Source organism: Bradyrhizobium sp. USDA 4504 (assembly GCF_054063995.1).
The window spans coordinates 5,204,402-5,218,966 of sequence record NZ_JBSSGV010000001.1 but is presented as its reverse complement, the minus strand read 5'-3'; the positions used below and the strand labels follow the sequence as shown (position 1 = coordinate 5,218,966).

Annotated in this window: 10 protein-coding genes; 6 read left to right on the top strand and 4 right to left on the bottom strand. The window is 63.2% G+C overall.

What is annotated here, in order from left to right; all coding sequences use genetic code 11:
- Positions 1-44 precede the first annotated feature (44 nt).
- A complete protein-coding gene (locus ACVMB1_RS24525; RefSeq protein WP_076830579.1) occupies positions 45-1,247 on the top strand; it encodes an ABC transporter substrate-binding protein in 1,203 nt (400 codons plus the stop codon).
- Between the two features lie 16 nt (positions 1,248-1,263).
- On the opposite strand, the gene ACVMB1_RS24520 is transcribed toward ACVMB1_RS24525, so the two are convergent.
- Positions 1,264-2,820 carry a glucosamine inositolphosphorylceramide transferase family protein gene (locus ACVMB1_RS24520; protein WP_076830582.1) on the bottom strand — a complete coding sequence of 519 codons (1,557 nt, stop codon included), beginning with the start codon at positions 2,818-2,820 and terminating at the stop codon, positions 1,264-1,266.
- 15 nt (positions 2,821-2,835) lie between these two features.
- Entirely contained in the window at positions 2,836-4,026 is a 1,191-nt protein-coding gene (locus ACVMB1_RS24515; protein WP_076830674.1) for a glycosyltransferase family 4 protein, read from the bottom strand.
- A gap of 279 nt (positions 4,027-4,305) precedes the next feature.
- On the opposite strand from ACVMB1_RS24515, the gene ACVMB1_RS24510 reads away from it, so the two are divergent.
- The gene (locus tag ACVMB1_RS24510; protein ID WP_076830585.1) at positions 4,306-6,414 is read left to right on the top strand and encodes a GumC family protein; all 2,109 of its coding nucleotides are present in this window, start codon (positions 4,306-4,308) and stop codon (positions 6,412-6,414) included.
- Between the two features lie 121 nt (positions 6,415-6,535).
- Here ACVMB1_RS24510 and ACVMB1_RS24505 read toward each other — a convergent pair whose 3' ends face one another.
- The gene (locus ACVMB1_RS24505; protein WP_301322461.1) at positions 6,536-7,861 is read right to left on the bottom strand and encodes a lipopolysaccharide biosynthesis protein; all 1,326 of its coding nucleotides are present in this window, start codon (positions 7,859-7,861) and stop codon (positions 6,536-6,538) included.
- A gap of 617 nt (positions 7,862-8,478) precedes the next feature.
- On the opposite strand from ACVMB1_RS24505, the gene ACVMB1_RS24500 reads away from it, so the two are divergent.
- Positions 8,479-9,699 (top strand): FAD-dependent oxidoreductase, encoded by a 1,221-nt coding sequence (locus ACVMB1_RS24500; protein ID WP_076830592.1) that lies wholly within the window; start codon positions 8,479-8,481, stop codon positions 9,697-9,699.
- Between the two features lie 24 nt (positions 9,700-9,723).
- Here the strand turns inward: ACVMB1_RS24500 and ACVMB1_RS24495 are convergent, their stop codons facing one another.
- On the bottom strand, positions 9,724-10,854 hold the full coding sequence (locus tag ACVMB1_RS24495) for a GNAT family N-acetyltransferase (protein ID WP_076830595.1): 1,131 nt from the start codon (positions 10,852-10,854) through the stop codon (positions 9,724-9,726).
- 461 nt (positions 10,855-11,315) lie between these two features.
- Here ACVMB1_RS24495 and ACVMB1_RS24490 point away from each other — a divergent pair, with 461 nt between their 5' ends.
- The 3 genes from ACVMB1_RS24490 to ACVMB1_RS24480 all read left to right on the top strand — a co-directional run bounded on the left by ACVMB1_RS24490 (position 11,316) and on the right by ACVMB1_RS24480 (position 14,557).
- Positions 11,316-12,170, top strand: coding sequence for a WecB/TagA/CpsF family glycosyltransferase (locus ACVMB1_RS24490; RefSeq protein WP_057019213.1), 855 nt, complete (start codon positions 11,316-11,318; stop codon positions 12,168-12,170).
- A 75-nt stretch (positions 12,171-12,245) separates the two neighbouring features.
- Complete coding sequence (locus ACVMB1_RS24485) at positions 12,246-13,535, top strand: O-antigen ligase family protein (protein ID WP_057019214.1); 1,290 nt, start codon at positions 12,246-12,248, stop codon at positions 13,533-13,535.
- Entirely contained in the window at positions 13,532-14,557 is a 1,026-nt protein-coding gene (locus ACVMB1_RS24480) for a glycoside hydrolase family 5 protein (protein ID WP_456849291.1), read from the top strand. The genes ACVMB1_RS24485 and ACVMB1_RS24480 overlap by 4 nt, the downstream gene beginning before the upstream one ends.
- Positions 14,558-14,565 lie beyond the last annotated feature (8 nt).

Genomic DNA, 14,565 nt, shown 5'->3' with positions numbered 1-14,565 from the left:
GATCGCAAGAGTTGGTCAATTCATAAAAGCTCAGGAGGAATTTCATGTTGTTGAAGACGCTTGCCGTGTCCGTTGCGATGCTCGCGGCGCTTGCCGCGGCTCCAGTCCGCGCCGAAACGCCGGGGGTATCGGAATCAGAGATCAAGGTCGGGGCGACGTTCCCGTTCAGCGGGCCGGCGTCGCCGCTCAGCAACACCGGCAAGGGCCTGATCGCCTACGTCCATTCCGTCAATGACCGCGGCGGCATCAACGGCCGCAAGATCAACCTCATCACCTATGACGATGCCTACACGCCGCCCAAGGCCGTGGAGCAGACCCGCAAGCTGATCGAGAGCGACGAGGTGGCGTTCCTGTTCAGCCCGCTCGGCACGCCCGGCATCGGCGCGACCATCAAATACGTCACCGCGAAGAAGGTGCCGCATCTGTTCGTCGTCAGCGGCGCGACCAAGTTTACGAATTTCGCGGAATTTCCGCTGACCACCACGGGACTGCCGAGCTACAACACCGAAGGCAAGATCTACGCAAAATACATTACGCAGACGGCGCCCGATGCGAAGATCGCGATCCTCTACCAGAACGACGATCTCGGCCGCGATTTCGTCGCCGCGTTCAAGGAGGTGTTGAAGGCCGATTTCGACAAGAAGGTGGTGACGTCTCCCTATGAGGTCACCGAGCCGACCATCGAATCCCGCGTGGTGACGTTGAAGGCGTCGGGTGCGCAGGCGTTCCTGATCGCCGGCACACCGAAATTCGTGGCCCAGGCGATCAAGAAGGCGAACGAGATCGGCTGGTCGCCGCTGACCATCGTCAACTATGTGTCGAGCTCGGTGTCCGCGACCATCGTGCCGGCGGGCGCGGACAAGGCGGTGGGCGTTGTCGTGGCGACCATCACCAAGGATCCGAACGACAAGAAGTGGGCCGACGATCCCGGCATGAAATGGTATCGCGCCCATTTCGAGAAATATCTCCCAGGCGCCGATATCGGCGACAACAACTATCTGTTCGGCACCCAGCAGGGCCAGATCCTGGAGCAGGTGCTGAAGCAGTGCGGTGACGACCTGTCGCGCGAGAACATCGTGAAGCAGGCGCGCAACATCAGAGGGCTCGTGCTGCCGACGCTGATGCCGGGCATCGCCATCAACACAGGCCCCGACAACAGCATGGCCTATACGCAGCTTCAGCTGCAACGCTGGACCGGAAGCTCATGGGAGCAGTTCGGCGGCGTGCTGAGTGCCGACCTGAACTGAACCGGGTCGACCGAGGCTAGTGGAGCCGTCGCGCGATCGGCTTCGCCAGCGTGCCTTGCCACTCCCGCTGGGCTGGTCGGTCGCTTGACCGCAGGCTGTTCAGCAAGGCGGTGGTCTTCGGCTGGACCCGCGAGCCGTCGATCACCTCGAGCCGGCCGCAGCGGTTGAGCGTGTGCAGCTTGCGTCCGGTCCACAGCGGCCCGGGTTTGAGCAGATGGCGCACGGCCTGCCGGTAGATCGTCGGCGACAGTTCGAGCACTTCCGCAAGTCCGAGCGCCGCGCCGTATCCGTTGGTGCAGTCCTGCACCGGCCGCCACAGCTTGCCGTTGATGGTCACGAAATTGCCGGCGGGTCGGGTCGTCGCGCGATCCATCAGGATCGGATTGCTTGCATGCGGCCGCCAGGGGCCGAACAATTGCTCGGCGTAATAGATCGCCAGCGTGTCGGAATATCCGCCGGTGCCGTCGCGCCAGGCTCCGAACATGTAGTAGAGGCCGTCATGCTGCGTGATGGTCGCGTCGGCGAGTTCGAGCCCGGACAGCAGCGTGCCCTGCCGTTCCCACTTGTCGGGAAAGCGAACGCATTTGTAGATCGGGACATCGCGATGCGCGGTGCTTTCCGGGATCATCCACAGCTCGCAATTGTTCTCGATCAGGAACGGGTAGGACAGGTGCCACGGCTCTTCGAGCACCGGCAGCACCGTGCCGACCGGACCGTTGCCGTCGAATTCGATCGCGGAGATGATGCCCTTGCCGGTTCGGTGGTCGAGGTCCTCGAAGAACACGAACGTCCTGCCCTGCCATTTCACCGGGACGGGATCGGCATAGAAGTGATTGCCGGGATCGCCGAGCACGTTCCAGGCAGGTCCCGACAGGTCACCGGTCCGCCAGATATCCGCGTCGTCGGCGTAGCGCCAGCCGACATGCCAATGCGGCGCGTAGCAGCAAAGACGATAGATCTCCTTCGCGATCGAGGTCGCGACGCCGCGCAGGACAAAGGGCGCGGGATTTCCCGGCGCGCTGCCGGTCGCCGGCACAGCGAGTTGCGGCACCAGCCGCGGAGCCCCCGACAGGATCGGCGGCAGCATGGACAGGGTGCGCGCCATCACCGTTTCGAGCCCGCCGCTCAGGCCGGTGGCGATTTCCGCCGAGGGATGGCCGCGGTCCATGACCGTGCCGTCGAGCTCGTTGACGATTTCAATCACCGGCAGGTCGCCGGCGAGAATGGCGGCCAGTGCGGCGGCTTCGCCCGCCTGTCCGTTGAAGTGTGGACGGAGGTAGAGCCTGGCGGAGCAGTTCGGGTCCCGCTCGGCAGTGGTGAAGTCGACCACCACATCGGGGTTGCCCATGCGCGGCCGTTCCGCAATCGTCTTCAGCCTGTCGACATCACCCGCCTTGCCCTTGCGCAGCACGATGCGTTCGAGCTCGAACAGCATGTCGAGGCCGGCGGGCCCCGGCCCCGGCGTCGTCGTCCAGGCGATCTGAACGGGAATATCCTGATCGCTGACGCGCAGCGTCTCGCGACGCATCCAGAGTCGCGCCTGCGCGCGATCGCAGCGAAACTCGATAATCATGTCCAGCCCAATTTCCTAGTGCGCGTCCACTCCCACGGCATTGCCGAGAATGCGGACGTATTCCTCTATCATGGCATCCAACGAATAACGCGACTTCAGGCCCACGGCACTTTGCCGCAGCTGATCGCTCAACAAACGATCGGTCAGGACTTTCGACACGGCGGCCGAAAACTCGGCCTCGTTAGCCGCGTCAACGAAGACCGCCGCGGGCTGTCCCTGGTAGGACAGCACCTCGCGCAGCACGGGAAGATCGTTGACGACGCAGGGAATGCCGGCGCTCGCGGCTTCAACAGCGGCAAGGCCGAAGGTTTCGGCCTGCGTCGGAAATACAAAGACGTCGAGGCACGCCAGGAATTCGGCCATCTGGCGCGGTGGGATCTCGCCGATGAAGTGCAGTCGATCCGCGACTTTCAGCTCGCTCGCCAGGGCTCGCAGCCGTTCCTCGTCCGCTCCTTGTCCGGCAAGGGCAAGATGCCAGGATTGGTCGGCGGCCAGCAGGCGAATTGCCGCATCGAGCCGCTTGTGCGGATGCAGTCTTGCCGCGCAGCCAAGCAGCGTGCGATCCGGCGGCAGCCTGAACTGCTGCCGCGCTACGTTCTTCGGCAGGCTGTGCGACTTGTCATCGAAGCCGTGCGGGACGTGCGTCATGCGCGCGCGATAGGTCGCGGGGTAGCGGGCGTATTCACGCTCCATGTCCCGCGAATTCAGCGTGATGCACTGGAAGAAGCCGGTCGAGCCCATGAAGATGTCGGCGGCGCGCACCGGCATGCTCATCGACATCGCCGAGGACACCTGATTGGCGATCACCGGAGCGCGGCAGACGAGCCGCGACACGCCTCCGCCGATCACATTGCCGAAGTGCTGGAAGGTCAGCACGACATCGGGCCTGATGGTCCTGAGATGACCGGCGAGCGTCCACAGCATCCGCAGCAGGGCCAGGGGATTTCCCGGGCGGGTCTGCGCGCAATAGAAAGTATTGGGCGGCTCGTCGAAGGAATCCGATTTGCGGAAGAAGAACAGGTTGGCGACGTCATAGCCGCGCGCGGAGAGGCCCGCGCCGAGCAGCCGCGATATCTCCTGCGCGCCGGCGTTCTCGGCCTGGGTCTGTACCAGGACGACACGCAGCTTTGGCTTGCTCTCGTTCGGTCGATCGCGTGATGCGGTCGATGCCTCGCGCAATTCTGTGCTTGGCCTGTAATGAAGCACGGCTTCCTCACCCGTCGAAGGAGTGAAATCGTCTCCCTCGCTATTGCGCGCGTACTTATCACGCGAAGCGCGCTCGTAGATCGAGTAGCGCGTGTTGAGGTTACTGCTCATTTAGTGCGATCAGACATTGCCAGCAATCGAGAGCCATTGTTTCACACACAGGGTACAGCCGGCTCGTTAACTAATTGGTTACGTCCGCATGAGGAGGGGGTAACCGTGGATTAACCATAGATATTTACGTTGGAGCAGCACTGTCAGTTGAATTCGAGTAACAGCCCCATGAAGTTCGGTAGCCGCGTAGGCCCGAGACGTTCCGAAGCCACGGAACCCGCCGCGTCGTGGGAAACTGCCGGCGTGCCGACCAGCCGATCCTCTGCGGAAACCACCAAAGGCGTGCTTAGCATTTCCGGCGTGGTGGCTTTTTTCCGCGAGAACGGTCAACGCATTCTCATGCTCGCCGCGGTGATCTTCGCGGTCGGCGTCATTCTGCTGATGTTGATTCCGGCGCGCTATGCCGCGACCGCGCTCGTCGTGGTCGACCCGCGCGAGCAGCGCGTGACCACCGATCAGGACGTCCTGCCGGGGATCGGTCAGGATGCCGCGGCACTGCAGAGCTATGTCGAGATCGCCAAATCCGACGGATTTCTCGGGCCGCTGATCGAGCAGCTCAAGGTCGCCGAGGACAGCGACATCTCCGGCGGCAGAACCGACCCGACGCGCCTGCTCGACCGGTTTCGCAACCGGCTCGACATCTCCCGGCGCGGATTGACCTATGTCATCGCCATCAAGTTCACGTCCAACAACCCGCAGCGCGCGGCGTATTACGCCAATGCGGTGGCTGAGGCGTTCGTCGCCAGCCAGCGCGGCACGCGCAGCCTGGCGACCGACGAAGCCGCCGACTGGCTGAAGAGCCGGCTCAAGACGTTGAACGACCGCTTGCGGTCTTCGGAAGATGCCGTTGCGAAGTTCAAGCTCGAGCACCGGATCGTCAACGCCGGCAAGGAATCGACGACGCAGCAATTGCGCGTCACCGATCTGACCCAGCAGGTCGCCGCCGCGCGCGCCCGAACCGAGGAGGCCAAGGTCCGCTATGAGCAGCTGCAGCGCGACCTGAAGGCCAATGTCGACGGGCCCGTCAAGCAGGACCTGCTGAGCGCGCTGCGCGCCCAGCGCTCGGCGCTCAACGATCAGATCGCACAGAAGCGCGGGGTGCTGGGCGATCGTCATCCGGACCTCGTGATGGCCCTCAGCCAGCTCAGCGATCTCAACCGCCAGATCGAGATCGAGCGGAAGAAGAACATCGAGACCGCGAAGTCGGAATATGAGGCCCAGCGCGATCAGCAGAAGGCGCTCGAGGATCAGCAGAAGGCGGTCGAACAGCAAATCCTGGTCGACGGTCAGGCTCTCGTCAAGCTGCAGGAATTGCAGCGCGATGCAGATGCCAACAAGAATATCTACGAGCAGTTCCTCTCGCGCTACAAGACCACCGACGAGCAGCGGCTGCTGCAGAGCTCGCAGACCAAGGTCGCATCGCCCGCGACGCCGCCGGTGCGCTCGACGCTGCCGCCGCTTCCGCTGTTGCTGGTCGCGCTCGCGATCGTCTCGCTGCTGACGTCGACGGCGATCGTCGCCGTTCCCGGCCTGAATCTGAAGCAGCTCCCGATCAAGGCCATTCCGCCGCTTCGTCGGGCCGAGGCGCCCGCACCGCCGGCGCCGGCCGCGCCGCAACCTGCGCTGCCGCCGGAATTGCCGGTGCTGGCCCGCATTCCCAACATCGCGTCGCCGGATACCGTCAGGAGCGTCTGGCAGACCCCGATCCCGTCGACGGCCGAGCCCGATCTCGCGCCGCATCTTCAGCTGCTGATCGAGAACATCGAGCAGCTTTCGGGAGAGCACGGCAAGGTGGCGCTGTTGCTTTCGGTCGAGGGCGGTGCGGGCGGCAGCACCGTTGCGCGGTCGCTCAACCGATCCGCCGTCAAGAACGGCATGCTCAGCGTCTTGATCGAGATGGAATCCAGGCGCGCCGAGGCCGCGCCGCCGCAAGGCTCGGGGATCATCAAGGCCGATCTGCCGTCCGTCGTCGAACTGCTGGGCGCCAGCAGCAAGGCGCCGCCCTATCCGCCGGACGATATTCGCGCCGATTTCGGCCTGATCATCGTCGACGCATCGTCGTTTGCGCTGCAGCCTGCCGCGGTGGCGCTGGCTGCCCATGCCGACCTCGTGATCCTCGTGGTTCGCGAAGGGGCTGCCAACTCGGCTGCGATCGGCAAGGCGCGGGCCGATCTATCCGGGTATGGTTCGGTCCCGACCGTGCTGGTCGTCAACCGCGTGGCGGTCAATGCCGCCGTTCGCGATCCTGAGGGAGAGGCGCTGGGCCTGGCGAGCTGAAGGCGGTTCGGCTGAAGCTAGAGCCGTTTCCGTTCCCAGAGTATCGGAACGCGGCTCCGGATTCTTGTTTTGACGCGTTTTCGTCACGCGAACCGGTAATCTACTTCCCTCGAAAAACGCTCTAGTCGTTGCTGTCCGCAACGCGGACCGCGTAGGCGTGACCTTTCGACGGCCACAGATGCGACAGCACCAGAATGGATGGGTCGACGCCGGTCCGCCGCCGGCACAGTACATTGAGCGCGACGGTGGCGAGGACCAGCGAGACCGTCGCCGAGATCGCGGCGCCGAGCACGCCGAGCCAGGGGATCAGCACGACAAATCCCAGCAGCCGTAGTGCCACGTTGGCTGCGACGACGGGAACATAATCACGCTCATGACCTGTCAGCTGCAGAACAGCGGCAGAGGGGCCGCCTGCCGCCTGGAAGGCCGTTCCGATCGCGAGCACGATCAACACCCACTGCTGCGCGGCAAAGTGCGGCCCGAACAGGCCGAGCAGATAGGGGGCGCCCACCCAGACAATGACGAGCCCGCTGAGCACGCAGAGTGCGGTCACCTCGGCCATCAGCTTTAACGTATGTTCGAGCTCGCCGTGGTTCTTGCTGAAATACAGCGAGGGCAGCCGACGCGCCCCGAACGTGTAGAGCGCAGCCGACAGCATCGCGAAGATGTTCGCCAGCCGCGAGGCGGCGAAATAGACGCCGGCGGTGGCCGGATCCAGCATCCAGTAGACCAGAATGACGTCGAAATACTGGTTTGCCGCTTCGAGAATGGAGGCGAGCCAGAACCGGAATGCGCTCTTGTTCCAGCGCGAGGTCTCGAAGCGCGCCGTGACCGACCGCAGGTTCGGCAGCACCCGTACGATCGATACGATCTGCACGACGAGCCCGAGGGCCATGGCGGCCGACATCGCGCTGAACAGCTCGGCGGGGGTGAGCTGCCGGTGGCCGAACAGCACCGCGATCAGGAACAGGACGACGGCGACGCGCCAGAAGAACTCCCGATTGCCTTCGCCCATCAGGATGCTGACCAGCGATCGCGCGATCTGGCTGCCGAGCATCAGCCCTGCATTGATCGCGGTGAACGCCGAGACCGACAGGATCAAGAGCCACCACTCGCCGCGAATGCTTGCCGCCGCGGCGATCGCGGCGATCGAAATCAGCATCCCGATCGCGGAGTTCTTCAGGCTCGACAGCAGCACACCCTTGGTGAACTCGGCCTGGCCGCGCACCTCATACTCGTTGAGAAATCGAACCAGGAGCAGCTCCTGGCCGACCAGGCCCACCACCGAGGCGATCTGGGCGACGGAGAGCAGGGTTGCGAAGTTTCCAAACGCGTCCGGCGTCATCGCCCGCGCGGCGAGCGAGAACAACGCGAATGCGAGCCCGCCGCTACCAACCTTGAGCAGGATGGTCCCGGCAACGCCGCGCGTAACGTCGCGCCGTAACAGTTGGAGCACGGAGGCAATCACCAGAGACGTCTCAATATCCAGTCGGGCTGTTGACCGCAGCAATCGGTGAAGCCTGGAGTGTTAATGTTCTCTTGCTAAGATTCCGTTCCTTTCGAACGGCTGCCGGGCCCAACGCAGTTGTGAACAGGGCCAGGTCGCGTTGCTCCATTCTGGAACGGCGCCGTCTGCCCTGTCTCCAAACGGAGCAGGTTGGATTTGCCTCCAGCGTCCGGTCCAGTGGCGCGGACCTTGCCGGAACAGACCGCGCTTGCGCGTCAACGCCATTTGTCGCTGCTCGATGGCCTGGCAATTGCCTCGCCATCCCGCTGCGGAGCCTGCAAAGGTTCAGTTTCATGGCCGACCGTCGTGCAAGCCATGTGCCGAGAGACCGCAGATCGTGGTCCGGACGTTGTCATTAACATCGATTCTGGAACTCGTCGTGCTCGATCGGCAAGGCGACACCGCAGGCAAGGAAATTGCAGTTCCGCGGCCAACCAGAGCTTTTCCGTTCCGATGGAATCGGAACGGCGCTCTAGATTCTTGTTTTGACGCGTTTTCTTCACGCGAACCGGTATCCACTTCGCTCGAAAACGCTCTAGCCGTCGGAGCGGACGAACATGATTGCCGAGAAAAGTGCGACCAAGCCGATCGTGGCCTGCGAGACCGAGGTCATCGAAGCGGACGTCGCAATTGTCGGAGCCGGTCTGGCAGGCTCGCTTGCAAGGGCTGTGCTCGCCCGAGCCGGATACCGCGTCGTCCTGATCGACAAGCGATCGATCCCGCCGGACGAATTCCGGGTCGAAAAAATCGCCGGACGGCAGATCGATATCCTCCGCCGCCTCGGCTTCATCGACGACATCGAGGCCATTGCCGCGCCCTATGACCGGGTGATCAACATCAGGGGCGGCAAACTGGTCGATATCGGCGTCGGCCGGTCCTACGGGATTTCCTATGCCAACCTCGTCAACATGGCACGCGGCCTGACGCCCGATGCGTCGAGCTTGCTGCTCGACCAGGTGACCAATGTCAGTTGCAGCGAGGAACGTCAGCAGTTGACGCTGGCCTCGGGAAAACGCGTCGTCTCGCGTCTGGTCGTTCTGGCGACCGGCATGGCGAACGTGCTCGGCCACAGTCTCGGAATGCGCCGGCAGATGCTTGCTGCGCGCCACTCGGTCTCGTTCGGCTTCACGATCGCACGGCCGGACAACGCGCCGTTCGATTTCGATGCGCTGACCTGCTATGGCGAGCAGGCGGCTGATGGCGTCGACTATCTCAGCCTGTTTCCGATGTCGGGCGGCATGCGGGCGAACCTGTTCATGTTCCGCGATCCGACCGATCCGATCATGCGTGAGCTGCGCCGCGACACCAGACGGACGCTGCTTCGCCTGATGCCGGGATTGCAGCCCTATCTCGGGGATTTCGAGGTGGTCGGCCAGGTGCAGAACTGGGTCATGGATCTGACCGTGACCGAGGGCCATCTGCAGCCCGGCGTCGTGTTGATCGGCGATGCGTTTCAGACCAATTGTCCCGCAGCCGGAACCGGCGTTGGCCGACTGCTGGTGGACGTCGAACGTCTTTGCACGGACTATGTGCCGCGCTGGCTGAAGACCGCCGGTATGGGCGCGGACAAGATTGCGCAGTTCTATTCCGATCAGGACAAGCTCGCCGCGGATCAGCACTCGCTGCACCTGGCGAGCTTCCGCCAGGCCTTGACGTTGAACACCGGTGTGCGCTGGAACTTGCGGCGGAAGCTGCACTTCCTGCGCCGCACGATCACACACCGGGTGGACCGGATTCATCCGGGATGGGTGATGCGCGTGCGCGGCGCGCTCCGCTGATCGGGTTGCCAGCGCCGGGCGGCGCTAGCGCGTGCCGGTCGAGGTGCGGACCGGCCTGAAATCGGTCACACGCTTGGCGGCCTGCTTGATCCAGGGCGCCTGCTTCAAGGCAAACAGCGCGAGCGAGCCGGCCGCGCTCCCGGCCTGCGTCACGGCCGACATCGGCGTCGGCTGACCGCCGAAGTACGTCTTGTAGGGTTCGTCACCGATGGTGAAGTCCAGCACCCGACCGCCGCGCTCGATGCAATCCTTGGCGACGCTCTCGAATGTCAGCGCGCCGATCGATTGGCTCTTGTATCCCTCGACATCGAACGCCGTCATGACGACAAGGAGGCTGTCACGGTGAACCAGCCCAAGGGCTGCCGCGATGACTTTGCCGTCCATCTTCATGGCGTAGAGCCGGGTAAACGAGCCCATGCCGCGAAGCGCCACGCTCGAGTAGAAATCGAAATACTCCGGTCGCTGCAACAGGTCGCCATCACCCTGTTCGTGAAACCGCGGACCGCGAAACTTTCTCATCGTCTCCATGGCTTCGCCGACGGAAGCGCTATCGGCGCAGCATGAGAAGGTGAGCGTGCCCTTCTTGTGGATCTGGCGCCATTTCTTTGCCAGCTCCTTCTGGTACGACTTTCCCATTGCGTTGATCTGCCACTGCTCGAACGGCGCAACCAGGACCGTCGCGTAGGCATTGGTATCCATCAGGCTGCGATGGGGCGCTCCGAGCAGATTCTCGATCGGCATCCTCGCATCGAGCAGCTTGGGTATGCGCAGCAGGTCGAACGGCCGCAGCACCTGTCGAAGCCGTTCGCAGGCACGCTGGTCTTGCAGCAGGTTGGTGAAGGTCGCGATGCTGCACACCGGCGACAAATAGTCGGACACGCGGAGATCGGCGAATTCGATGGTGCGCATCGGGCCGCGCCGCACGCGCAGCATCGGCAGCACGGCCGCAAGCGACCTGTTCGCACGATGGCGGACGGCGACGACCAGCGGCTTGGCCGACGCAGCGGGAGCGAGCTTGCGATAAAGGCTGTCCAGCCATAGCGGATGCTGGAAGGCGGTCGCGTCCGAGCCTTCAAATAACTTCACGTACTCTTCAGACAGGAAGTCGAATGCGTCGTCGATGCAGACATCGAACGCGTCATCATTCTTGTTCATGTGAGACCAAACAAAACGACAGTTTCAAAGCGCCGACTGAATCCGGCACGCCGCCCTTATAGCAAAGGTCGATCGGCTCGGGCAGCGGCAGAACACGATTTGTATTAATGTAATGCCTCGACCTTTGCACATTGTTGCTGGGGCGAGCCATTGCCTTCATCGCATCGACTGCGATCGGCTGTCATCTCAGTTGGCCGCGTCCGGGGATCAGCATCGTTAACAATCCCTTAAGGATGCGTTCAATCGCGCCGTGGTGAGATATCGCACCCGGTCTGGACCGGATATTGCAGTTAAGGGCTCGCAAGTCCTGGAGTCCCGCCGAAATGCTGAGTCACAGCCAAAAAAACCGCGCTTCCTACGCAATTTCGTTCCCGCAGGCCGACCGCAAGCCGCCTCGGCGTCTCAATTCGGACATCGCTGCTCCGCCTGTCCGGATTTGCGACACGTCGCGGGCCGAGCAGATGTCCCTGGCGTCGGCGCAGATCGGATCATTGCCACACGGTGCGCCGGAGCGGCGTATCAATCCTGTCGGCAGGGCTGCGACTGCCGGTGTTCCCCGGGCGACCATCGGTGGACTGCGGCTCGCCGTGCTCGATCGCGAGCAGACCGCCGAGTTCATGGTCGAGGCGGTGCATCCGAACCGGCGTGTCAATCGTCCGCTGTATCTGACCTCCGCCAACGGCGAGGTGCTGTCGCGCTGCTCGACCGAGCCGATGACGGATCGGCTGTTCCGTACCGCCGACCTGATCAACGCCGACGGGCAACCGCTGGTCATGGTGTCCAAGCTTCGGTCGCCGAATCCGCTTCCCGAGCGCGTCGCGACCACGGACCTGTTTCACGACGTCGCGCGCAAGGCGGAAGAACTCGGGCTGACTTTCTATCTGTTCGGCGCCAACGAGGCCGAGAACAAGGCTGCCATCGCCAATGTCCGCCGGGCCTATCCGGCGCTCAAGATCGTCGGCCATTCGCACGGCTATCTGCGCGGCGACGCGCTGCGGGCCAAGGTCGACGAGATCAACGCCCTGGCGCCGGATTTTCTCTGGGTCGCGCTCGGCGTGCCCTATGAGCAGGCTTTCGTCGACGAATTCATGCCTCGACTCGGCAATGTCGGCGTCATCAAGACCTCGGGCGGGCTGTTCAACTTCCTGTCCGGCTCGCGGCCGCGTGCGCCGAGATGGATGCAGATCGTCGGCCTCGAATGGGCCTGGCGCCTGTGGCTCGAGCCGCGGCGGCTGTTCTGGCGTTACCTGACGACCAACCCGCACGCGCTCTATCTGCTGTTCAACCGGACCCGATCTTCGTCAACGAAAGACTGACGCCTCTCACGAGTGCAATGTGCTGCTCCGATCCACCGGAGCAGCAAGCTCATTCCATGAGCGGAGTACAACCGAATGGACGGACGTGCGATCGACAGTTCGGTCTGGCAGGCACCCGGCGTCGGGGCGGAAAATTTCGCCAAGACCGTCATCGGTTGGTCGATCACCATCAATGTGATCATGTCGATGGGGACCTTCCACGCCGCGCTGCTTCCGACCGAGTTGACCCTGGTGCAGCAAGCCGTCGCCCTGTTGATGTGGGGCGTCCTGATCTACGCAAGCCTGTTCATCCGTCCCTGCCTGCGGCTGGCCCTCAATCTCGACGCGCTCGTGATCGTCGCGTTCTATGCGTTCGCCACTGTTTCCGTGCTGTGGACCAACCTCGGCGTGGCGGCCCTGATGAAGGCCGCGGCGCTCGCAATCACGACGCTTGGCGCGTTCTGCATGATCACTCGCGTCGATATCGACGACATCGTGACATCGGCCACCCGCGGCCTGTTGGTGCTGATCGCGGCCTCTGCGCTCTGTGCTGTGATCCTGCCGGACATCGGGATCGATCAGACCTGGATGCACAAGGGGCAGTGGCAGGGTGTCTTCGAGTCGAAGCAAACCCTCGGCTTCGCCGGCGCCTATCTCATGTTCTTCGCCTGCTATCGAAAGATAGCGGGACAAGGATGGCTGCCGTTCCTCGTGACGTTCGTGCTGGCCTCGACCTGCGTCATGCTTTCGGAGTCGCGCGGCGCCGGCGCCCTGTCGTTGGTTGCCTGCGCGCTGCTGCTCACCTCCCTGTGGTCGGTCCGGTGCATGCAGGTCTACGCGATCCTGCCATGTGTCATGTGCGTCGCGGCAGCGCTATTGATCCTGTATTTCTACACGACCGGATACGATTCGATTCATGCCTTCGACACGACGATCGACTTCACCGAGCGAACCTTCATCTGGCAGTACGCCATCAGCCATTTCGATGACGCGCCGCTGTTCGGATTCGGCATCAACGGTTTCTGGACCAATCCGGCGATCTACGACTATTTCAACCAGAACCACGGCTGGGTGCTCGACAATTATCACAACGGCTATATCGCCATTCTCGTCGAGACCGGATTCCTGGGCTATTTCCTGTTCACGGCGAGCGTCTTCCTGTTTTCCTACAAGGTGCTCTGCCTGATCGCAGGGCGAGCGATCGACCGTCTGCACTGCGCGTTGATCATCGGGTTCGTCTTCCTCAACTGCCAGACCAATTTCACCGAGACGGTCTTCCTTCGTTCGACGATGTTCACGTCGGTGCTGCTGATCGCCTTCTTCCTCGCCATTTGCCGGCCGGTGCCGTCATCGCGCGTAGAGCCGCGCGAGTTGGAGCAGCCATGACCGCGTTCCGATTGCTTCTGCAAAGAGCCTTCGTCATGCTGGCGGCGGCGGCACTTGCTCTCCCGCTGATCGCGCCGGCGAACGCTGCGGGGCAGGGGGCATCGCCGGACGCCGCGCCATTGGGGCGCGGCATCAATATCCTCGGCTATGACGGCATCTGGGAAGGCTACCCGAACGCGCCGTTCCGGCTGGAAAACCTCGCCGCGATTCGCAGGGCCGGATTTTCCCATGTCCGGATCAACTTCTTCGGCTTCAGGCATATGGAGTCCGGCAACATCCTCGATGATGCCGTCCTGCGGCGCCTCGATGCCGTGATCGAGCAGGTGCTGGAGAATAGGCTCGTTCCGATCCTCGATGAGCACGACACCGATCTCTGCCAACGCGACGTGGCCGAATGCGGCGTGAAGCTCAAGGCATTCTGGCGCCAGATCGCATCGCGCTATGCGGGGAAATACCCGGCGCTGGTGTTCGAGATCCTGAACGAGCCCGGCGGCAACATGACCTCGGCCGAATGGAATGCGCTGCTCGGCGATTGTCTTGCCATCATCCGGGATACCAACCCGAAGCGCAATGTCGTGGTCGCGATCCTGAACACCGAGGAGCTGCCGATCGATCAGCTGGTGCTGCCGGCCGGCGACCGAAACCTCATCGTCACATTCCACTATTACCTGCCGCTGCAATTCACCCATCAGGGCGCGCCGTGGTCGCCGACCTTCTCGAAGATCGGTCCGTTGCGCTGGGGCTCTGCGGAAGACTTGGCCACGGCCTCGGCCGATTTCGACAAGATCCGCTCCTGGTCCGAGAAGGAGCAGCGCGCGATCTATCTTGGCGAGTTCGGTGTCTATGAACGCGCGCCCGCGGAGAGCTGCGCGACGTATCTGTCGTTCATGGCGAGACGCGCGGAACGCAATGGCTGGGCGTGGGCTTACTGGCAGTTCGACCACGATTTTGCGGCCTTCGACGGCGTCCGGCAACGCTGGAAGGCGGACATCCTCCGCGCGATCATCCCTCCGGTCCGCTAAGCCGTTCG